Consider the following 15,819-nt stretch of genomic DNA (forward strand, 5'->3'; position numbering starts at 1 on the left):
GCCCAGCCCCTATGGGCTAGAGCCCTCTTTTTCTTAAAATTTCAGGACAAACCAACTTTTGGCTGCGTTTGTTCTGAAACTCACAGCGCATCGCTGGCCTCGGCTTCTGCGGCTTCTGCGGCGGCTGCCAGCACGGCGGGGCAATTCATGTCTGTCCTCAGTTTTAGCGACACGACCGGGTGGCGCTTGACGCAAAATGGCGTCCTTATTGACGCCGGTTTGGAAACAACTGCGGCACGACTCCAGGATCCCACCCCGCCATGCCCACAGATTCCTCCAACCCGCTGATCCAGGTGGCCCTTGTGGAAGACGACGTTCATTTCCAGAATGCCATCGCCACGGCCATCGCCGCCGCCGCTGACATGACCCTGCTCAGCGTGTCCAGCACCCGGGCGGAGGCCTTGCTGGCGCTGCAAGCCACGCCGGCCGATGTCTTGCTGGTGGACCTGGGCCTGCCCGATGGTTCGGGCATTGACGTGATCCAGGCCGCGCACCAGTTGTGGCCGAATTGCGCCGTGATGGTCTGCACCACCTTTGGCGACGAGGCCCATGTGTTGCAGTCGATTGAAGCCGGCGCCTCGGGTTATTTGCTCAAGGACAGCGCGCCCGAGAACATGCTGGAAGAAATCCGTAGCCTGCACGGCGGCGGCAGCCCGATCAGCCCGCTGATTGCGCGGCAGATATTGATGCGTTTTCGCCAGGCGGCGGTTCCGGCCGCGGCTCCCACACCACCGGCCCCGCGCGCCGACGACACCCCCGCCATCTTGTCCAGCCGCGAAAAAGAAGTGCTGGAACTGATCACCAAAGGTTTCACCGCCGAGGAAATCGCGCGGCTGATGCAAGTCTCGGTCCACACCGTGCAGACTTACGTGCGGCGCGTGTACGGCAAGCTCAAAGTCACCTCGAAAGCCGAAGCGATTTATGAAGCCAGACAACAAGGCCTTCTGGCGCCTTAACCGCCGGCCCGCGGTGTGCCTGCGGTATAAGCACCCCATGCTTTTTTCGTTTGTCCTTCGTCTCGCCAAAGTCCTGCGGCTGATCCCGGTTTTGGCCCTGCTGGTGGCCCTGGACGCGCACGCAGCCCCCGCCGCCAGCCTGCACATCACCGAGGCCCAATGGCAAAGCGTGGATGCACCGGGCTTCAGCACACCACCGCTCACCTTGAGCCCTGCGGCCTTGCCGGACCGCTGGCAAAGTGTCACGCTGCCGCACGCCTTGCCCATAGACTTGCTGCACCAGGCCACGGCCGGTGCCCCCTTGCGCAGCACACGCACGACCTGGTTCAAGGTCTCGCTGCCCGATCTGAAAGCCCTGCCCGGCCCGCTGGCCCTGTATGGCGCGCGTATCAAGACCGACGGCACGGTGGCGGTGTATATCGACGGCCACCTGGTGCACCGAGCGCAACCCCAGGGCCTGCACTGGAACAGCTCGCGCGAGCCGCTGTGGGTGCTGCTGGAAAACGATGGCCACAACACACCACCGCGCGAGATCCTGATTCGTCTGGAACACTCGCGCGCCAGCCAGGTCGCCTTGTCCTCGCTGTGGCTGGGCACCGTCGACAGCTTGAGCTGGCGCTACCGCTGGCGCCAGTGGTTCCAGCTCGAGTTGCCGTCGGTGTTCAACGCGGCCTTCATGGCCGTCGGCGTGTTTGCGCTGCTGGTCTGGTTCCGGCGCCGGCAGGCCACCGACTACCTGTTGTTCTTCGCCGTCGCCCTGGCTAGCGTCTCGCGCGGCCTGCATTTTTCTGCCGACTTCCCGGTCGCCAGGGACTGGTTCGGCTGGCTGACGGCCAACTCCCTGTTCTGGATGATCACGGTGGTGCATATCTCGATCGAGCGCTTGCATGGCCGCCCCCATGCCTGGCTGACCCGCACCCTGCTCGGGTTTTGCGCCCTGGTTGGCGTGTTGACACTGCCCCTGCTGGCCGCATTGCCCATCACGCCCCGGGTGACCCCGCTGCTCTACTTCCTGGCGCCCCTGATGAGCGCCACCGTCGGCATCGTGGGCGGCCTCAGCGCCTGGCGCCGTTCCACCGAGGCCATGCTGGTCGCCATGGGCATAGGCATTTGTACCGGCCTCGGGGTGGTGGACTGGCTGCTGCAAAACAACTTCATCAGCCCGGAAGGCTGGTACCTGGGCGTCTACAACAATGCCATCACCTTCGGCATCTTTGGCTACCTGATGTACCGCCGCTATGTAGGCGCCATCACCGACGTGGAGCAGGTCAACGCCCAGCTCGAGCAACGCCTGCAGACCCGCGAAGCGGAACTGGCCGACAGTTACGAACGCCTGCGCGCCGCCGAGCAGCGGCAAACCCTGAGCCAGGAACGCCAGCGTCTGACACAGGACATGCACGATGGCCTGGGTTCCTCGCTGGTCAGCGCCCTGCGTGTGGTCGAGGCCGGACGCCTCAGCGAAACCGAGGTGGCCCAGGTGCTCAAAAGTTGTATCGACGACCTCAAGCTGACCATCGATTCCATGGAGCCGGTCGAGGCCGACCTGCTGCTGTTGCTGGCCACCTTGCGTTTCCGGCTGGGGCCGCGCCTGGCCAGCGCCGGTATCACGCTGCGCTGGGAAGTGGTGGATGTGCCGGCGCTGGATTGGCTGGACCCGCGCAACGCGCTGCATATCCTGCGCATCCTGCAGGAGGCCTTTGCCAACATCCTCAAACACACTGAGGCCAGTGAAATCCGTGTCAGCACCAGCGCGGAAGATGGCGGCGTGAGTGTCACCATCGCCGACAACGGACAAGGTTTCTCACACGAAGAGGCCTTCAAAAACGGTGGCAAAGGTTTGAAAAACCAATTGCGCCGGGCCCAGTCCATAGGCGGCAAGGTGCGCTGGGAATCGCCCGGCCGGGGCAGCCGCATGATCTTGTGGGTACCCGAAAAACGCCGGCCCGCCTGAATCTATTTTTTTGTCTGACGCGCCTGTCTGTCACTATTTTTAGGGACAGTCCAAAGCCCTTCAGCGCTTGCAGCGCCGCGCCGCCGCGCGTCTAATTTGATACATGAGTTCTCTGCAACACTTTCAGACCAACCGGCCTTCTACAAGCCAGGGCTCCACCGTGACCTTGCCGGTTTCCGGACTGGTCAGCACGCCGCCTGAGGACGGCAAGCACACCCCGAAAACGCCGCTGACCTCGCGCCAGAGCCAGGTGCTAACCCTGTTGTGCGAAGGCCTGCCCGACAAGCTGATCGCACGCCGCCTGGCCCTGTCTCACCACACGGTGCGCGGCCATGTGCAAATTTTGTACGGTTTGCTCAAGGTGTCCAACCGCATGCAGGCCCTGTTTGCAGCGCGCCAGCGTGGCCTGATCAACTGATCAATCGCTACACTTTTAATAGCTGATTGCGCCCGTTCCTCCTGGGCTAGAGCCCTGTTTCCTTAAGTTTTTGAAAATTCAGGCCGTTTTTTCTGTGCCCCGGCTTGCTGGTAGCCGACTTGCCACCAACCGGGAAACAGCTCACGCACTTGCGCCTGCGCATACCGGTCGTCCACCAGATAGACCACGCCCTGGTCGGACTCGGTGCGTATCACCCGGCCCGCCGCCTGCACCACTTTTTGCAGGCCGGGGTAGAGGTAGGTGTAGTCGTAACCCTTGCCGAAACTGGTCTCCATGCGTTGCCTGATTTGCTCGTTGACCGGGTTGATTTGCGGCAAGCCCAGGGTGGCGATAAACGCACCAATCAGGCGTTTGCCCGGCAGGTCTATGCCTTCGGCAAACGCGCCACCCAGCACCGCAAAACCGATGCCCTGGCTCTCGGGGCTGAAGCGTTCGAGAAAGGCTTTTTTCGCGCCCTCTTCCATGCCGCGCGACTGTTCCCAGACCGGAATGGCCGGATACCGTACCTTGAACAAATCGGCGAGTTGCTGCAGGTAATCAAAGCTGCTGACAAAACTCAGGTAGTTGCCGGGCGCTGCCGCGTATTGCCTGGCCATCAGATCCACCAGCGGCGCCAGCGAGTGGCCCCTGTGCCGGAAACGCGTGGACACATCACGCACCACTTGCACTGACAACTGCTCGGCCTTGAAGGGTGATACCACATCGACCCAGGCCGTGTCGTCAGGCAAGCCCAGCAGGTCGCTGTAATAAGGCGCCGGACCCAGGGTCGCGGAAAACAGGGCTGCCGACCGTGCGGCGGCAAAACGCGGCGCCAGAAATGGCGCGGGCACGACGTTGCGCAGACACAGCAACGCCCCGCCCTCGCCTTGGGTGATGTCAAACAGCGAATGGTCGCCCAGCAAGTCCGCCATGCGTGAAAAATGCAGCACCTCGAAGAAAAAATTCTGCAGCCTGGCATCTATGCCCGAAGGATGGTCGGCCAGGTGATCCAGGATGGCGCTGGCGGTTTGTTGCAGCGCGCCGCGAAAGTCCTGCGCCACGTCTTCATAGACCTGGTAGTCGTCCGCCTGGTCCTGGTGCAACTCGCGCCAGCTGCGCGCCAGCCGGTCCAGCACCTTTTTGATCACCGTGGGCGCTGCCTGCCGCGCCAGCGCCAAGTGGGCCGGGTCCAGCTCGGCCGAATACATCTTGCGTGCACGTTCAACCAGGTTGTGCGCCTCGTCGACCAGCACACTGACCTGCCACTGATTCGCCTGCGCCTGCGCGTACAACATGGCGTTCACGTCGAAGTAGTAGTTGTAGTCACCCACCATCACATCGCTCCAGTGCAACAAGTCCTGGCCCAGGTAATAGGGGCAGACATGGTGCGCCAGTGCCACTTCGCGCAGCGCGTTTTTGTCCAGCGGTCCTGGGCTTGCAGCCGCGATGTCGACCGCCGCCTGACGCGCGGCCGGCAGGCGATCGTAAAAGCCCTGGGCCAGCGGACAGGCGTCGCCGTGGCAGGCCTTGCCCGGGTGTTCGCAGGACTTGTCTTTCGCCACCAGTTCCAGCACGCGCAAGGGCAAGGCCGGTGCGGCAGCCTTGATACGCGCCAGCGCATCCAGCGCCAGTTGCCGGCCCGGCGTTTTCGCCGCCAGGAAAAACACCTTGTCGAGTCCTTGCGTCGGGCAGGCTTTCAGCAAGGGAAACAAGGTGCCAACGGTCTTGCCAATGCCGGTAGGCGCTTGCGCCATCAGGCAGCGGCCGCTGCTGGCTGATTTGTAGACGGCTTCGGCCAGTTCACGCTGACCCGGTCGAAAAGTTGCATGCGGAAACGGCAAGGTCGTCAGCGCGGTATTGCGTGCCGTCCGGTGTGCCAGTTCCTGCCGCGCCCAACCGAGAAAATCTTCGCACTGCGCTTCAAAATACGCGCACAAATCCTCGGCGCTGAAAGATTCAACCAGCAGGGTTTCGTCCTGCGTGGCGACGTTGAAATACACCAGCGCCAGTTTGAGCTCCGGCAGGTTTTCCTGGCGGCACAACAGGTGCCCATAAACCTTGAGCTGCGCCCAATGCAACTGGCGGTGGTTCTCGCGCATGGCGCCCAGATCGCCGCGAAAGGTCTTGATTTCTTCGAGTTGTCCCAGCTCGGCATCGTAACCATCGGCCCGGCCACGCACCCGCAAGTCCTTGTAGTCACCGCTCAGGCTGACTTCGGTCTGGTAATGCGCCGGCCGCCGCATTGCCACCATGCGATGGCCAGCCATGCCTTCCAGCGCGGACGGCGAAGGTGTGAAACGCAAATCCAGGTCACCGCGTTTGGCCGTGAACTCGCACAAGGCACGCACGGCCACGACGTAGGGCTGCTCCGGGGCGCGGGCGGTGGTCATCAGGAAGGGCTGGGGTTATCGGTTGCTGTATGGATAACCAGTATTGTAGCGAGAGCTAACTGATCAGCCCATCCAACACGCCCGGCTCAAAATGCCGGCCAATGTAATCGGCCAACCCCTCAAACACCGACTCCAGCGTGGGTGTGCTGGCGCCGAACAAGGCCTGCAACACGGCAGGGTCTTCAAACAGGCCGTGCAGATACACACCCAGCACATTGCCGCTGCCGTTTTGCCAGGCCAGGCCCTCGGGCATGACAGCGTGCGCGATATCGCCGGCCGCGGCCATGGCGCTGTGCGGCGCGGTCTGGCCGTGGTGGATTTCGTAACCTTGCACCGCCACCCCTGACAGCGCCGCCCAAGCCCCGCCCACGGCCGAAAAACTCGCTTGCCGGCGCTGCACGGTTTTGTCGGCTTCAAACAGCGTGACCACCGGCAGCAGGCCCAGGCCGGGCCCGTTGCCGTCGATGCCGTGGGGATCAATCAGCGCTTCGCCCAACATTTGCAGCCCGCCGCAAATACCCAGCACGGCGCCACCCCGCCCGGCGTGTGTCGCCACGGCGCGGTCCAAGCCCTGCGCACGCAACCAGTCCAGATCACCGCTGGTGTGTTTGGAGCCGGGCAGGATGATCCAGTCGCTGGCGCTCAAGCCGGCCAGCTCGGCCGGGCTGCGCACCCATTTCAGATGAATGCCCGGCACGTTTTTCAGCGGCTGGAATTCGTCGAGGTTGCTGATACGCGGGTAGGCAATCACCGCCACGGTTTTGCTCACGACGCCGGCGGCCACGCTGCGGTCATCAAAGACGCCATCTTCTTCGGGCAAGCCGTGTTGCCACCACATCGGCAGTGTTGCAACCGTGGGTACGCCGGTCAGGTCCTGCAACATTTGCGGGCCGGGGGCCAGCAGCTTCGCATCGCCACGAAACTTGTTGAGTACAAAACCCTTGATCAGTTGTCGCTCGGCTTCGTCGAGCATCATCCAGGTGCCGTACAAATGAGCAAAGGCGCCGCCCCTGTCTATGTCGGTGACCAGCAAACAAGCCGCCCTGGCGTGTTGCGCCACACGCATGTTGACGATGTCGCTGCTTTTGAGATTGATCTCGGCCGGCGAACCTGCGCCTTCGATCACCACCACGTCGTTTTCAGCCAGCAACTCGTCCAGCGCCTGCGCGACCACGGGCCAGACCGAGGCGCTGCGGCCGCGCCATTCCATGCGCGACAACTCGGCATTGACCTGGCCCATCAACACGACCTGGCTTTGCGTGTCTTTCTCGGGTTTGAGCAGCAAGGGGTTCATGCGCACTTCAGGCGTGCTACGGGCCGCCAACGACTGGAAATATTGTGCGCTGCCGATTTCGCCACCGGCAACCACCCGGGCGTTGTTGCTCATGTTCTGCGCCTTGAAAGGCGCGACCTTGAGCCCCTGCCGTGCGTAATAACGGCACAAGGCGGTGGTCAGCCAGCTTTTGCCGGCGCCGCTGGTGGTGCCCAGAACCATGACACTTTTTGCGCTCATGCTGCTTTCTTGATGATGTGTTGCCAGCTATTGTGCAATGCGTCCTGCGCGGCGGGCGCCAACACGCTGATACGCACATGACCGGGCAAGTCGAAGGAGGTGGTGTCGCGCAGCTTGATGCCTTGCGCGCGCAATTCGCTCAACACCTGCTGCAAACTCATGGTTGGCGGCAAGGCCGGACGGGCACAGAAGAAGTTGGCCTCGCTGGGCAAACAAGTCCAGCCCAGGGATTCACACAGCGCGATTTGCCGTGTTTTCCAGTCGCGCAAGCTACCCAGGCTGTCGGCCAGCCAGGTTTGCACCGCGGTTGTGGTCCAGGCCTGCAACATGGCCACACCGTGCGCACCAACAGGCCAGGAAGGCGCCAGGCGCTCCAGTTGTATCACCGCCTCGTCTGCGTCCAGCGGCGCAATCACGTAAGCCGCCCGCACGCCGGTCAGCCCCAGCGCCTTGTTGGGCGTCCAGAGTTGCCAGCACTGCTGCAGCGTTTCATCACTCAGGGCCAACGCGCCGCTGAGCCGCAAGGGTTCGTAGGCGCGGTCCAGCACACACAGCGCTGCGATGTTGACCTGCTCCGCCAAACCGGCATGCGCCGCACCGAGTGGGCTGGACGGGTCACAGGCCCAGCGCAATTGGGCCTGTGCCGGCTGCGCCACCACAGTCAGGCCCCAGGCCTGCGCCGCCTGTGCGTAATCGCCGTAGCTGTGTGGCGGCAGCCAGACCGCCGCCGCGCCGCGCTGCGCGGCCAGAGCCGTGATGCGAAAAATAAACTCGCTGGCACTTCCCGCCAGCAACACACGCTGCAGCGCCACGCCATGAAAAGCCGCCAGTTGGACACGCAAGTCGCTGTAAGCCGCATCGGGGTAGACCGAGGCATCGGCCTGCTGCACCGCCAGCAGCGCTGGCGGGCAGGGTCCGCAGGCATGGCTGTTGGTGGAAAAATCATGCAGGGGCACGCCCAGGCTGTCCTGCCCGCCGTGGCTGCGTGTAGAAAAAATAGAATCCGCCATCATCAACCCATTCCAAACGCTATCAATACCGTAGCTGGCAGCGCAAATGCAGCCAGGGTCAGGATCACTTTTGATGCAATAGCAATGGCCTGCAGCGTGTCCACGGCCTGCGGCGCCCTGCCCGCGGGGTTCAACACGTAAACCCCTGGCTTGCGCAGGGCCACGCCCAGCGCCAGCGCCATGGCGGCCATCGGCCAGCCGCTGTTCGGCGACGGGGTTTGCACCGCTTCCCGACGCAGGCCGGCCAGACGAAAATCACCGGCCACCAGCCAGATCAGCCCGGCCGTCAACCGTGCGGGTACCCAGGACAAGACATCGTCGGCGCGCGCCGCACACTTGCCGGCCCATTCCCACTCGCCGCGGTAGCCCCACATCGCATCGGCGGTGTTGGCAAAGCGGTAAACCGCCGCACCGGGCAGCCCCAGCAACACAAACCAGAAGATGGGCGCGACCACCGAATCGTTCAGGTTTTCGGCCAGCGACTCGATCGCGCTTTCACGCACCTCACTATCGCTCAAGCTCGCGGTGGCGCGGCTGACCAGCCAGGTCAGGCGTTTGCGCCCGTCCGGCAGCGAGGTCTGCAAGGCCGCTTCCACGGCCAGCACTTCGCTGCGCAACATGCGCCAGGCCAACATGGGTTTGAGCGCGATCGCCAGCAGCAGCGCCAAGCCCGCCCACGCGAGCCAGGCCCATGACAAGGCCAAAGCCGTCAGGTCCAGGCGCAACCACTGATCCACCACCAGCCACTGCAAGCCACCCGCCAGCCCACCCACAACAACTGCACCGGCCCACCAGGCCAACGCGCCACCGACAAAAGCCGCGGCCGGCGGCCAAGCCTTGAGGCGCTGGCCACACAGGCCCAGGTAACGCCCCATCCAGACCACCGGATGCCAGGCGGCCGCGGGTTCGCCCCAGCGCCAATCGATGGCCAGGGCCAGCCACAAGGCCGCCAGCCAACCGGCGGCCACGGCCAGCCAGGCCAGTGGGTCGTGCAAGGAGAACAGGGCCAGCAACATCAGCGGGCCTGCGCCACACGGGAACGTACGCGGCGCGACTGGCGCCACGCACCCAGCGCGATCAACAACGCGGCACCCAACAGCGCCGCCAGGCTGTTCACCACCTGCGTCGCAGGCGGCGTGGTCGGCTCGCTTTGCGGCATCAGCTTCAGGCCGCGCACCGGCGCAGGGGCGGCGTCATCGGCGCTGGCTTCAGTTGGCTGGGCCGGCTGCGGCGCGGCTTGCGCCGGACTGGCCTGGCCTGGTGCGGCCGGCTTGGCCGCCTGCGCCTGGGCTGCCGCAAAACGCTGCACCGCCGGATTGCTCTCGCGCAGGCCGGTGGCTTTTAGCGCCTCCTGGTAGGCCTGCACCAGTTCCTTTTTGGTCGCGTCGTCGGGCTGCCAGTAGTTCAGGCGCACCGCGTCCAGCATACGTTCCAGCGTCTGCGCAAAAGCGGCGCGGTTATCGCCTTCCAGCCACTCGCGCGTGCCCAGCTTGTACTGGTCACGCACATACACGTTGTGCAAGGACTGCCAGTGGTCTTGGCGCACGGTTTGCGGCGCGGTCACCTGCCAGCCCCACAAAAACTGCGCGGTCTTGAGCACTTGCAAAGTGCCGCTGTAACCTTCGGCCTTTTGCGCGGTAATCCATTGCGGATGCAGGTAACGGGTGTGCATTTCCTTGGTCAGCGCGCTGGCCGCACTTTCGGTTTTGACTTCGCTGTTGTCGCGCAGGTTTTGCACATACAGCGCCGGGTCCTTGCCGGTGAGCTGGCGCACGGCTTGTGCGATGCCGCCCAGGTACTGGAAAGGGTCGTCGCTGCTCAGCATACCGTAGGTGTTGGAGGTGCGCGAAAGCAAGGCGACGTCGACCTGCGCCAGGTTGCTGGCGTAGGCGCCACTGCGCATTTTTTCCAGCACCTGCGCCTGGCCGGCGCTGGCGGGCTGTTCCCCGAGTTTGTCGCCATAAGCATGGCCCATACGCGCCATGTACAAGCTGCTCATCTCGGCATCGCCGCCGCCCTTGCCTGCGGTTTTCCAGAGGTCGGTGTTTTGGGCCGCGTCGGACAGGCCGGTGCTGTAAGTGCCCTGCTCGTTGGAAAACACGCGTGCGGTGGACCAGCGCTGCGCCTGCGCGGCACTGGCGCCGCCGGCCACCATGGTTTTGGCAATGGCCTGCGAGTTGCGCGCCACAAAGTTGTCCTTCTCTCGCAAGGCCGCCACCTGCTGCACCCCTTCGTCCAGCCAGCGCATCACGGTGGGGAACTGGTCGCGGTAAGAACCCGTCACGCTGAGCAAGACGTCGAGCCGCGGCCGTTTCAAGGTATCCGCAGGCACGGTGTCCAGACCCACGACACGGCCGGCCTCGTCCCAGCGCGGGCGCAGGCCCAGGGCATGCAAGGCCTGGCTTTCCATCACGCCCTGGTGCCGCATGGTTTCGCCGGCCCACAACGTAAAGGCGATTTTTTCCGGCCACTGACCCTTGTTTTCGCTGCGGTGCTGGACCATCCAGGCCTCAAAGGCCGCCACACCGGTGTCCCAGGCCTGGCGCGTCGGCACACGGCTGGGGTCAAAACCGTAGAGGTTGCGCCCGGTCGGCAGGCTTTCGGGGTTGCGCACCGGGTCGCCGCCATAACTGGCGGCCAGGTGCTGGCCGTCGAGGGCTTTCAGGAAACCGCTGATCTCCTCGTTGTTGGCAAGCGCGGCATCCAACTGGATCGCGCGTTGCGCCAGGGCCAGCAGTTGTTGTGGGTCCAGCAGCTTGGCTTCGGCGCGATTCGGCACCGAGGTCTTGGGCATTTTTGTGTCCTCCGCGCGCAAGTCGAGACGGCTCGCGGCCTGCGGGTCTTTCAGCGCGAGCTGCAACCAGCGCGCCGGACGCGACTGCATCAGGCGTGCGCCGTCGAGCAGAAACACCTCGTCGATGTCTTCGCCCATGGCGTCGATCAGCGGCTTGCGCAAGGTCTGCAACACGGTCAGCAGGCGACGGTTGGCGTCGGGCACCTCGCCAAACGCCGCCAGGCCCAGCGGCTGGGCGGTTTGCGCCAGGTCATCGAGAAAGGGGTGCAAAACTTCCATGAAACCGGCAAAGTCGGCGCGGATTTTTTCCTGGCTCCATTTCAGATCGCGGTGGAACTGCTGCTCGACAAAATGCGCGAGCAGCCGTGCCTCCAGCTCGGCCTTGACCGGGCCGGGTGCCACGGTTTCCCAGTCATGCATCAGGTCGTGCATCTCGTGCACCTGCGGCCGAAAACCGGCCGGCGAAAACATGGGCGTCGAGTGGCTGACCAGCACGGCGCGGCCACGCCGCTTGGCAGTCAGCGCTTCACCCAGGTTGTCCATGATGTAGGGATAGACATTGGGCACATCGCCCAGCGCTAGCAAGGGGTCGTCCTGCGCCGAGAGGCCGCGCTCCTTGCCGGGCGCCCACTCGACCGTGCCGTGTGTACCCACATGCACCAGTACATGGGCACCGAGTTGCGTGCGCAGCCACAGGTAGGTCGCCAGGTAGTTGTGGCTGAGTGGCACCTGCGAACGGTGGCCGATCCGCTTCTTGCGCATCTCGGCCGATTTGGCCGCCGTGATTTCATGCCGCAGCGGCTGCGGCAGGATCACCACATTGCCCAGTTGCAGGCGCGGGATCACAAAAGCCGGCTCCAGTTGGCCGGTCTGGCCGGCCACGCCGGAAGGACGCACCATCGCGGCCTTGTCGGCCGGACCCCAATAGTCTTCTATGCGTTTTTGTGTGGCCGGTGGCAGGCTGCGAAACCAGGCCAGGTAACGCGACAGCGGCAAAGCCTCGGCCAGCCCCTGGGCTTGCAGGCCTTGCACCACTTCGGGTTTGTAAAACGCGGCCATGGTGGCCAACACCTGCGGCGTGATCTGCTCGGCCGTCGGTGCCTCGGTCTGGTAACCGGCGCTTTTCATCGCGGCCAGCATGTTGTGCAGGCTTTTGGGTACGTTGAGGAAAGACGCACCCACATTGCCCTCACCCAGCGGGTAGTTGTAAACCATCATCGCCACACGGCGCTGCGCCGTCGGCGTTTGTTGCAGCCGGGTCATGGCGGCGGCCTTGTCGGCCACCGCGTTGATCTGGCCGGGGATGGGCAGCAAGGAGCCGCTGACACTGTCACGCGCGGTGATCAACATCGCATCGACCATGCCGGAGAGTTCGCTGGGCGTGTAGTAATACGACACATCGCTGAGCGCCAGCCCGTCCTTGCTTTGCGCCCATTCGGTGGGGTTCATGGCCAGCGCCGGCATGGTTTGCAACACCGGCACACCGATACGTTCGAGTTCGGCCTTGCGTTCGGTCGGGTTGAACACCAGGGCCGCGTTGATGATGAGGTCGGCCACACGCCGCTGGCCTGAGGCCGTGTTGATGTGGGTGGCCTGGTAGAACAGGTCTTTTTGCTGGCGCGGGCCGTAAAAAGCGTAGGCACGCAGGCCGCGCTGCTCCAGCGCGCTGATCAAGCTGTCCAGCCAGGCCGTGTCGGCGCCGCTGAAGACCGCGTTGTTGACTGCAATCGCTACGGTTTTAGGAGCTTCTTGCGCCCGTCCTTCCTGGGCTGGAGGCACATTTGATGCATAAACCGGGAGTTTGTCCAGTGCGGCGGCCTGGCTTTCGATCTGCGGCCAGCGCGGATGGTAAAAACCGGCCAGCGGCAGTTGCACCGCAGTCGGCAAGGCGGCGACGTCCGTGAAGCCGGCCCCGGGCTTCAAGGCGGCCATCGCCAGAGCGATGTTGGTCGCGCCGCCAAAACGCCAGTACTCGCGCAGACGCTGCGCCCAGGCGGCGCTGACACCGCGCTCGGCGACCAGCGGCGCTGCCGCCGAGGACTGGTTTTTCGCCACCGTGCTGAACTCGCCGACCAGCACATAAGGGGTGTTGCTTTTGCCCAGCAGCTCGCCAAATTTGGCGGCCGTGTTTTGCGCCACGCTGCTGTGCGGCGCATCAATCACCAACAGGCGTGCGCCAAGCAAAACCTGCTCCAGAGCTTGCGGCGTGTCCTGCTCGGCCGACACGGTGATCAAAGGCACACCGGCCTGCTGTGCCGCCGCGACCACTTGCGCCAGGCGCGGCGGTGTCACGACGTAGGTGCTCAGCAACACGACGGGCGCTTGGGGTGATGGAACAGGCTGCGCGGCCGCCAGCCCCATGCTGGCGGCCAGCCCAACAAACACGCGCAGCATCACGCTCATGGTTTTGCTCCAGGGGCCGTGGGCGCCGTCGCGGCAGGCACATAGACCATGGTGCCGTCTTTCATGCGGTAGGCGGTGCCGGCTTTTTCGCCATCACCCTCGCCCGAGGCGCCGCTGGCCTTGAAACGTGTGACCTTCTGGCCGTCCTTGGTGATGATTTCCATGTTGGGCTGGCCTTCATTACGGATGATCGTCAGCTTGTCCTGCGCAAACGGGTTCATGGGGTTGTTGATGACCGCAATCATCAACATGCCGATCACCACCATGAACACGTCGATCAGGTTGATGGTGGACAAGACCGGGTCGTCATCGTCCGCGTCGAGGCTGTTGAGAATGGAGAATTGCCTTTTACTCATACCTTCACCCCCACAGTCTGCGCGTCCAGAATCATCACCAGTTCACGCATCAACCAGCGGCGGCGCACGGTGTAGACCACAAAGGTGATGGAGGCCGAGGCCAGTGCCACGATCACACTGGCAAACGCCGGCGCCAGGCTGGCCGCCACGCCCTGCGACTCGCCCGAGGCCACGGCCACCAGCGCCGGGCCCATGGGAATCATGGTGGCGATCAGGCCCAGCATGGGCGCGACACGGCTGCACAGGCGCACACCTTCCAGGTCTTTGAGCAAGGCCAGTTCCATCTGGTCCTGGTCGTTGCCATGCGAATGCAGCACCAGCGGGCGTGTGGGGTCGCGCCTGCGTTGCACAAACTCGATGCCGAAAGCGCCCAGGGTGTAGAGCGCATACACAAAGGACAACAACACGCCCAGGGTCACCGGCCACAAAAACAGCCGGGCCAGTTCAAACAAGATGGTTTCAAACGCAAACATGAGGACAGTCTTTCTTCAAGTCAAAAAAATAAGGGGAATTCAAGCGGGGCGCGCAGCGCGTCCATGCATACGTTTACGTTTGCGCGGCACCAACACCCGCCAGGCAATCACGCAGGAGGTGACACACAGCGCCGTGCCCAGCAGCGACAAAAGCACGATGAGGCTGCCCTGCAGCCAGGGCCGCGCCATCAGCGGCGCAAAGTCAAAACTGTGCAGGCCGTTGTAAAGCACGCGTTGCCAGCGGTTGGAGGCATCGGCACGCAGCAGCAGCCGGCTGGACGCCGGATCGGCATAAACACTCACACCGTCGGCCCACTGCGCCCGCCAGACCGGCAAGGGCCGTGCATAAGGCGTGTTGGCATTCAGTTCGCGGGCGTAATACATGTCGTCGTAGGCCGTGAGCCGGGTGATGGTCACGGCGCCCGGCCGCAGGGCACGCAGCGCTGCTTGCACGGTCTCCTCCGGCAATGCGGCCTGCGGAACGGACGCGCCCACACCATCGGCCCGAACCAGCGTTTGTTCAGCCACGCCGCGCAGCCGGTACCAGGCCTGCCCCGCCACCTGCACCACGTCCATCTCCCGCGCCTGCACGCCAGGCGCCGCAGCCAGGGCCTGCGCCGGGTTCAAGGTGACAGCCGCCTTGGGGCCGGTCCAGGCCATACGTTCTACCGCTGGCGCGGCACGCGGCGAAAACACACCAAACGGGTTCATCGACAGCAGGCCGGAAAACATCCAGGTCAGCGTGAAAATTGCCGCCACCAGGCCGCTGATGTGGTGCCAGCGCATCCAGAATTGGCGATAGGGAATCCAGCGTGCGCGGTTGAGAAACAAATGCCACGTGCCCAGCACGAGGCCGGTCACGGCCAGCACCACACCCGGAATCGACAGCCAGACCACCACGTTGCGCCAGGTCTTGGGGTATTGGCGCAGCTCGGTGAAATAAAGCCAGTGCGGCACGGCGCCCAGCCAGTTCCAGAAACGTTCGGCACGGCGTGTGTCACGCACCACCTCGGCCGCGGCCGGCGAGACATACAGCTCCAGGCCGTCCGGTCCGTCCAGCGCCACACGCAGCAAGGGGCGGTAGGGGTTCAGGCCTTGCGGCACGGTCCACTGGTCACGCTCCAGCAGCTCGCTGTGTACGGCACGCCGGCCGCTGAAGGCTTCGGCCACGGCTGCGGCAGCTTCGGCCGGCAGCGGTGCCAGCAGTTGCCCGTTGCGCGCGTCGATCGCGCGCCACAGTGGCGCACCGCCCTGCCCGTCTTTGGCCAGCACACGCCAGACCGGCAGCGCACCGAACATGCCTAACCTGGCTTCGCTGGCCGTCAGTCCGGCTTTGTCCGTGGCCTGCTGCGCCGTCAGGCAGCAGCCGGACGGCAGTTGCAAAGGCGCCTGGCCGGCCAGACGTTCGGCTTGGCTCAGGCCAGGGAAAGGCACGTAATACAAGACCAGGCCGCTGAGGAACCACATCAGGAACAGCAGCGCCAAGCTGACACCCAGCCACTTGTGCAGAAAAATCAGGCTCTTGTGCATCGCCCGCTTGAGATGAAACGACATG

11 protein-coding genes are annotated in these 15,819 nt (G+C 64.1%); 3 read left to right on the plus strand and 8 right to left on the minus strand.

The window, feature by feature from the left end:
- Positions 1-260: 260 nt before the first annotated feature.
- From ACHMXK_RS14445 to ACHMXK_RS14455, 3 genes are all read left to right on the plus strand, one after another.
- Positions 261-956: a response regulator gene (locus tag ACHMXK_RS14445; protein ID WP_397441244.1), complete on the plus strand. Its 696-nt coding sequence runs from the start codon at positions 261-263 to the stop codon at positions 954-956.
- A 37-nt stretch (positions 957-993) separates the two neighbouring features.
- Complete coding sequence (locus ACHMXK_RS14450; RefSeq protein WP_397441245.1) at positions 994-2,907, plus strand: ATP-binding protein; 1,914 nt, start codon at positions 994-996, stop codon at positions 2,905-2,907.
- Positions 2,908-3,010: 103 nt separating this feature from the next.
- Positions 3,011-3,325 carry a response regulator transcription factor gene (locus ACHMXK_RS14455; RefSeq protein ID WP_397441246.1) on the plus strand — a complete coding sequence of 105 codons (315 nt, stop codon included), beginning with the start codon at positions 3,011-3,013 and terminating at the stop codon, positions 3,323-3,325.
- A gap of 62 nt (positions 3,326-3,387) precedes the next feature.
- On the opposite strand, the gene ACHMXK_RS14460 is transcribed toward ACHMXK_RS14455, so the two are convergent.
- From ACHMXK_RS14460 to ACHMXK_RS14495, 8 genes are read right to left on the minus strand one after another with little or no spacing between them, the layout of a single operon-like run.
- Positions 3,388-5,715 (minus strand): ATP-dependent DNA helicase, encoded by a 2,328-nt coding sequence (locus ACHMXK_RS14460; protein WP_397441247.1) that lies wholly within the window; start codon positions 5,713-5,715, stop codon positions 3,388-3,390.
- Positions 5,716-5,770: 55 nt separating this feature from the next.
- On the minus strand, positions 5,771-7,228 hold the full coding sequence (locus ACHMXK_RS14465) for a cobyric acid synthase (RefSeq protein WP_397441248.1): 1,458 nt from the start codon (positions 7,226-7,228) through the stop codon (positions 5,771-5,773).
- Positions 7,225-8,241, minus strand: coding sequence for an aminotransferase class I/II-fold pyridoxal phosphate-dependent enzyme (locus ACHMXK_RS14470; RefSeq protein WP_397441249.1), 1,017 nt, complete (start codon positions 8,239-8,241; stop codon positions 7,225-7,227). Before ACHMXK_RS14470 ends, ACHMXK_RS14465 begins: the two co-directional genes overlap by 4 nt.
- On the minus strand, positions 8,241-9,254 hold the full coding sequence (cbiB, locus tag ACHMXK_RS14475) for an adenosylcobinamide-phosphate synthase CbiB (protein ID WP_397441250.1): 1,014 nt from the start codon (positions 9,252-9,254) through the stop codon (positions 8,241-8,243). The genes ACHMXK_RS14470 and cbiB overlap by 1 nt, the downstream gene beginning before the upstream one ends.
- Positions 9,254-13,435: a cobaltochelatase subunit CobN gene (cobN, locus tag ACHMXK_RS14480; protein WP_397441251.1), complete on the minus strand. Its 4,182-nt coding sequence runs from the start codon at positions 13,433-13,435 to the stop codon at positions 9,254-9,256. The genes cbiB and cobN overlap by 1 nt, the downstream gene beginning before the upstream one ends.
- On the minus strand, positions 13,432-13,791 hold the full coding sequence (locus tag ACHMXK_RS14485; protein ID WP_397441252.1) for a DUF2149 domain-containing protein: 360 nt from the start codon (positions 13,789-13,791) through the stop codon (positions 13,432-13,434). Before ACHMXK_RS14485 ends, cobN begins: the two co-directional genes overlap by 4 nt.
- Positions 13,788-14,264, minus strand: a complete 477-nt coding sequence (locus ACHMXK_RS14490; RefSeq protein WP_397441253.1) for a MotA/TolQ/ExbB proton channel family protein — start codon at positions 14,262-14,264, stop codon at positions 13,788-13,790. Before ACHMXK_RS14490 ends, ACHMXK_RS14485 begins: the two co-directional genes overlap by 4 nt.
- A 39-nt stretch (positions 14,265-14,303) precedes the next feature.
- Positions 14,304-15,818, minus strand: a complete 1,515-nt coding sequence (locus ACHMXK_RS14495) for a PepSY domain-containing protein (protein WP_397441254.1) — start codon at positions 15,816-15,818, stop codon at positions 14,304-14,306.
- Between the last annotated feature and the right edge of the window lies 1 nt (position 15,819).

Source organism: Polaromonas sp. UC242_47, from assembly GCF_044452385.1.
In the GTDB taxonomy this organism is placed as follows: Bacteria; Pseudomonadota; Gammaproteobacteria; order Burkholderiales; family Burkholderiaceae_C; genus Polaromonas.

Bases quoted from the DNA above. Each gene is read 5' to 3' on its own strand.
- ACHMXK_RS14490 (WP_397441253.1), bottom strand. From the start codon at position 14,264: ATGTTTGCGTTTGAAACCATCTTGTTTGAACTGGCCCGGCTGTTTTTG.
- ACHMXK_RS14445 (WP_397441244.1), top strand. From the start codon at position 261: ATGCCCACAGATTCCTCCAACCCGCTGATCCAGGTGGCCCTTGTGGAA.
- cbiB (WP_397441250.1), bottom strand. From the start codon at position 9,254: ATGTTGCTGGCCCTGTTCTCCTTGCACGACCCACTGGCCTGGCTGGCC.
- ACHMXK_RS14450 (WP_397441245.1), top strand. From the start codon at position 994: ATGCTTTTTTCGTTTGTCCTTCGTCTCGCCAAAGTCCTGCGGCTGATC.
- ACHMXK_RS14465 (WP_397441248.1), bottom strand. From the start codon at position 7,228: ATGAGCGCAAAAAGTGTCATGGTTCTGGGCACCACCAGCGGCGCCGGC.
- ACHMXK_RS14495 (WP_397441254.1), bottom strand. From the start codon at position 15,818: ATGTCGTTTCATCTCAAGCGGGCGATGCACAAGAGCCTGATTTTTCTG.
- ACHMXK_RS14460 (WP_397441247.1), bottom strand. From the start codon at position 5,715: ATGACCACCGCCCGCGCCCCGGAGCAGCCCTACGTCGTGGCCGTGCGT.
- cobN (WP_397441251.1), bottom strand. From the start codon at position 13,435: ATGAGCGTGATGCTGCGCGTGTTTGTTGGGCTGGCCGCCAGCATGGGG.
- ACHMXK_RS14455 (WP_397441246.1), top strand. From the start codon at position 3,011: ATGAGTTCTCTGCAACACTTTCAGACCAACCGGCCTTCTACAAGCCAG.
- ACHMXK_RS14470 (WP_397441249.1), bottom strand. From the start codon at position 8,241: ATGATGGCGGATTCTATTTTTTCTACACGCAGCCACGGCGGGCAGGAC.
- ACHMXK_RS14485 (WP_397441252.1), bottom strand. From the start codon at position 13,791: ATGAGTAAAAGGCAATTCTCCATTCTCAACAGCCTCGACGCGGACGAT.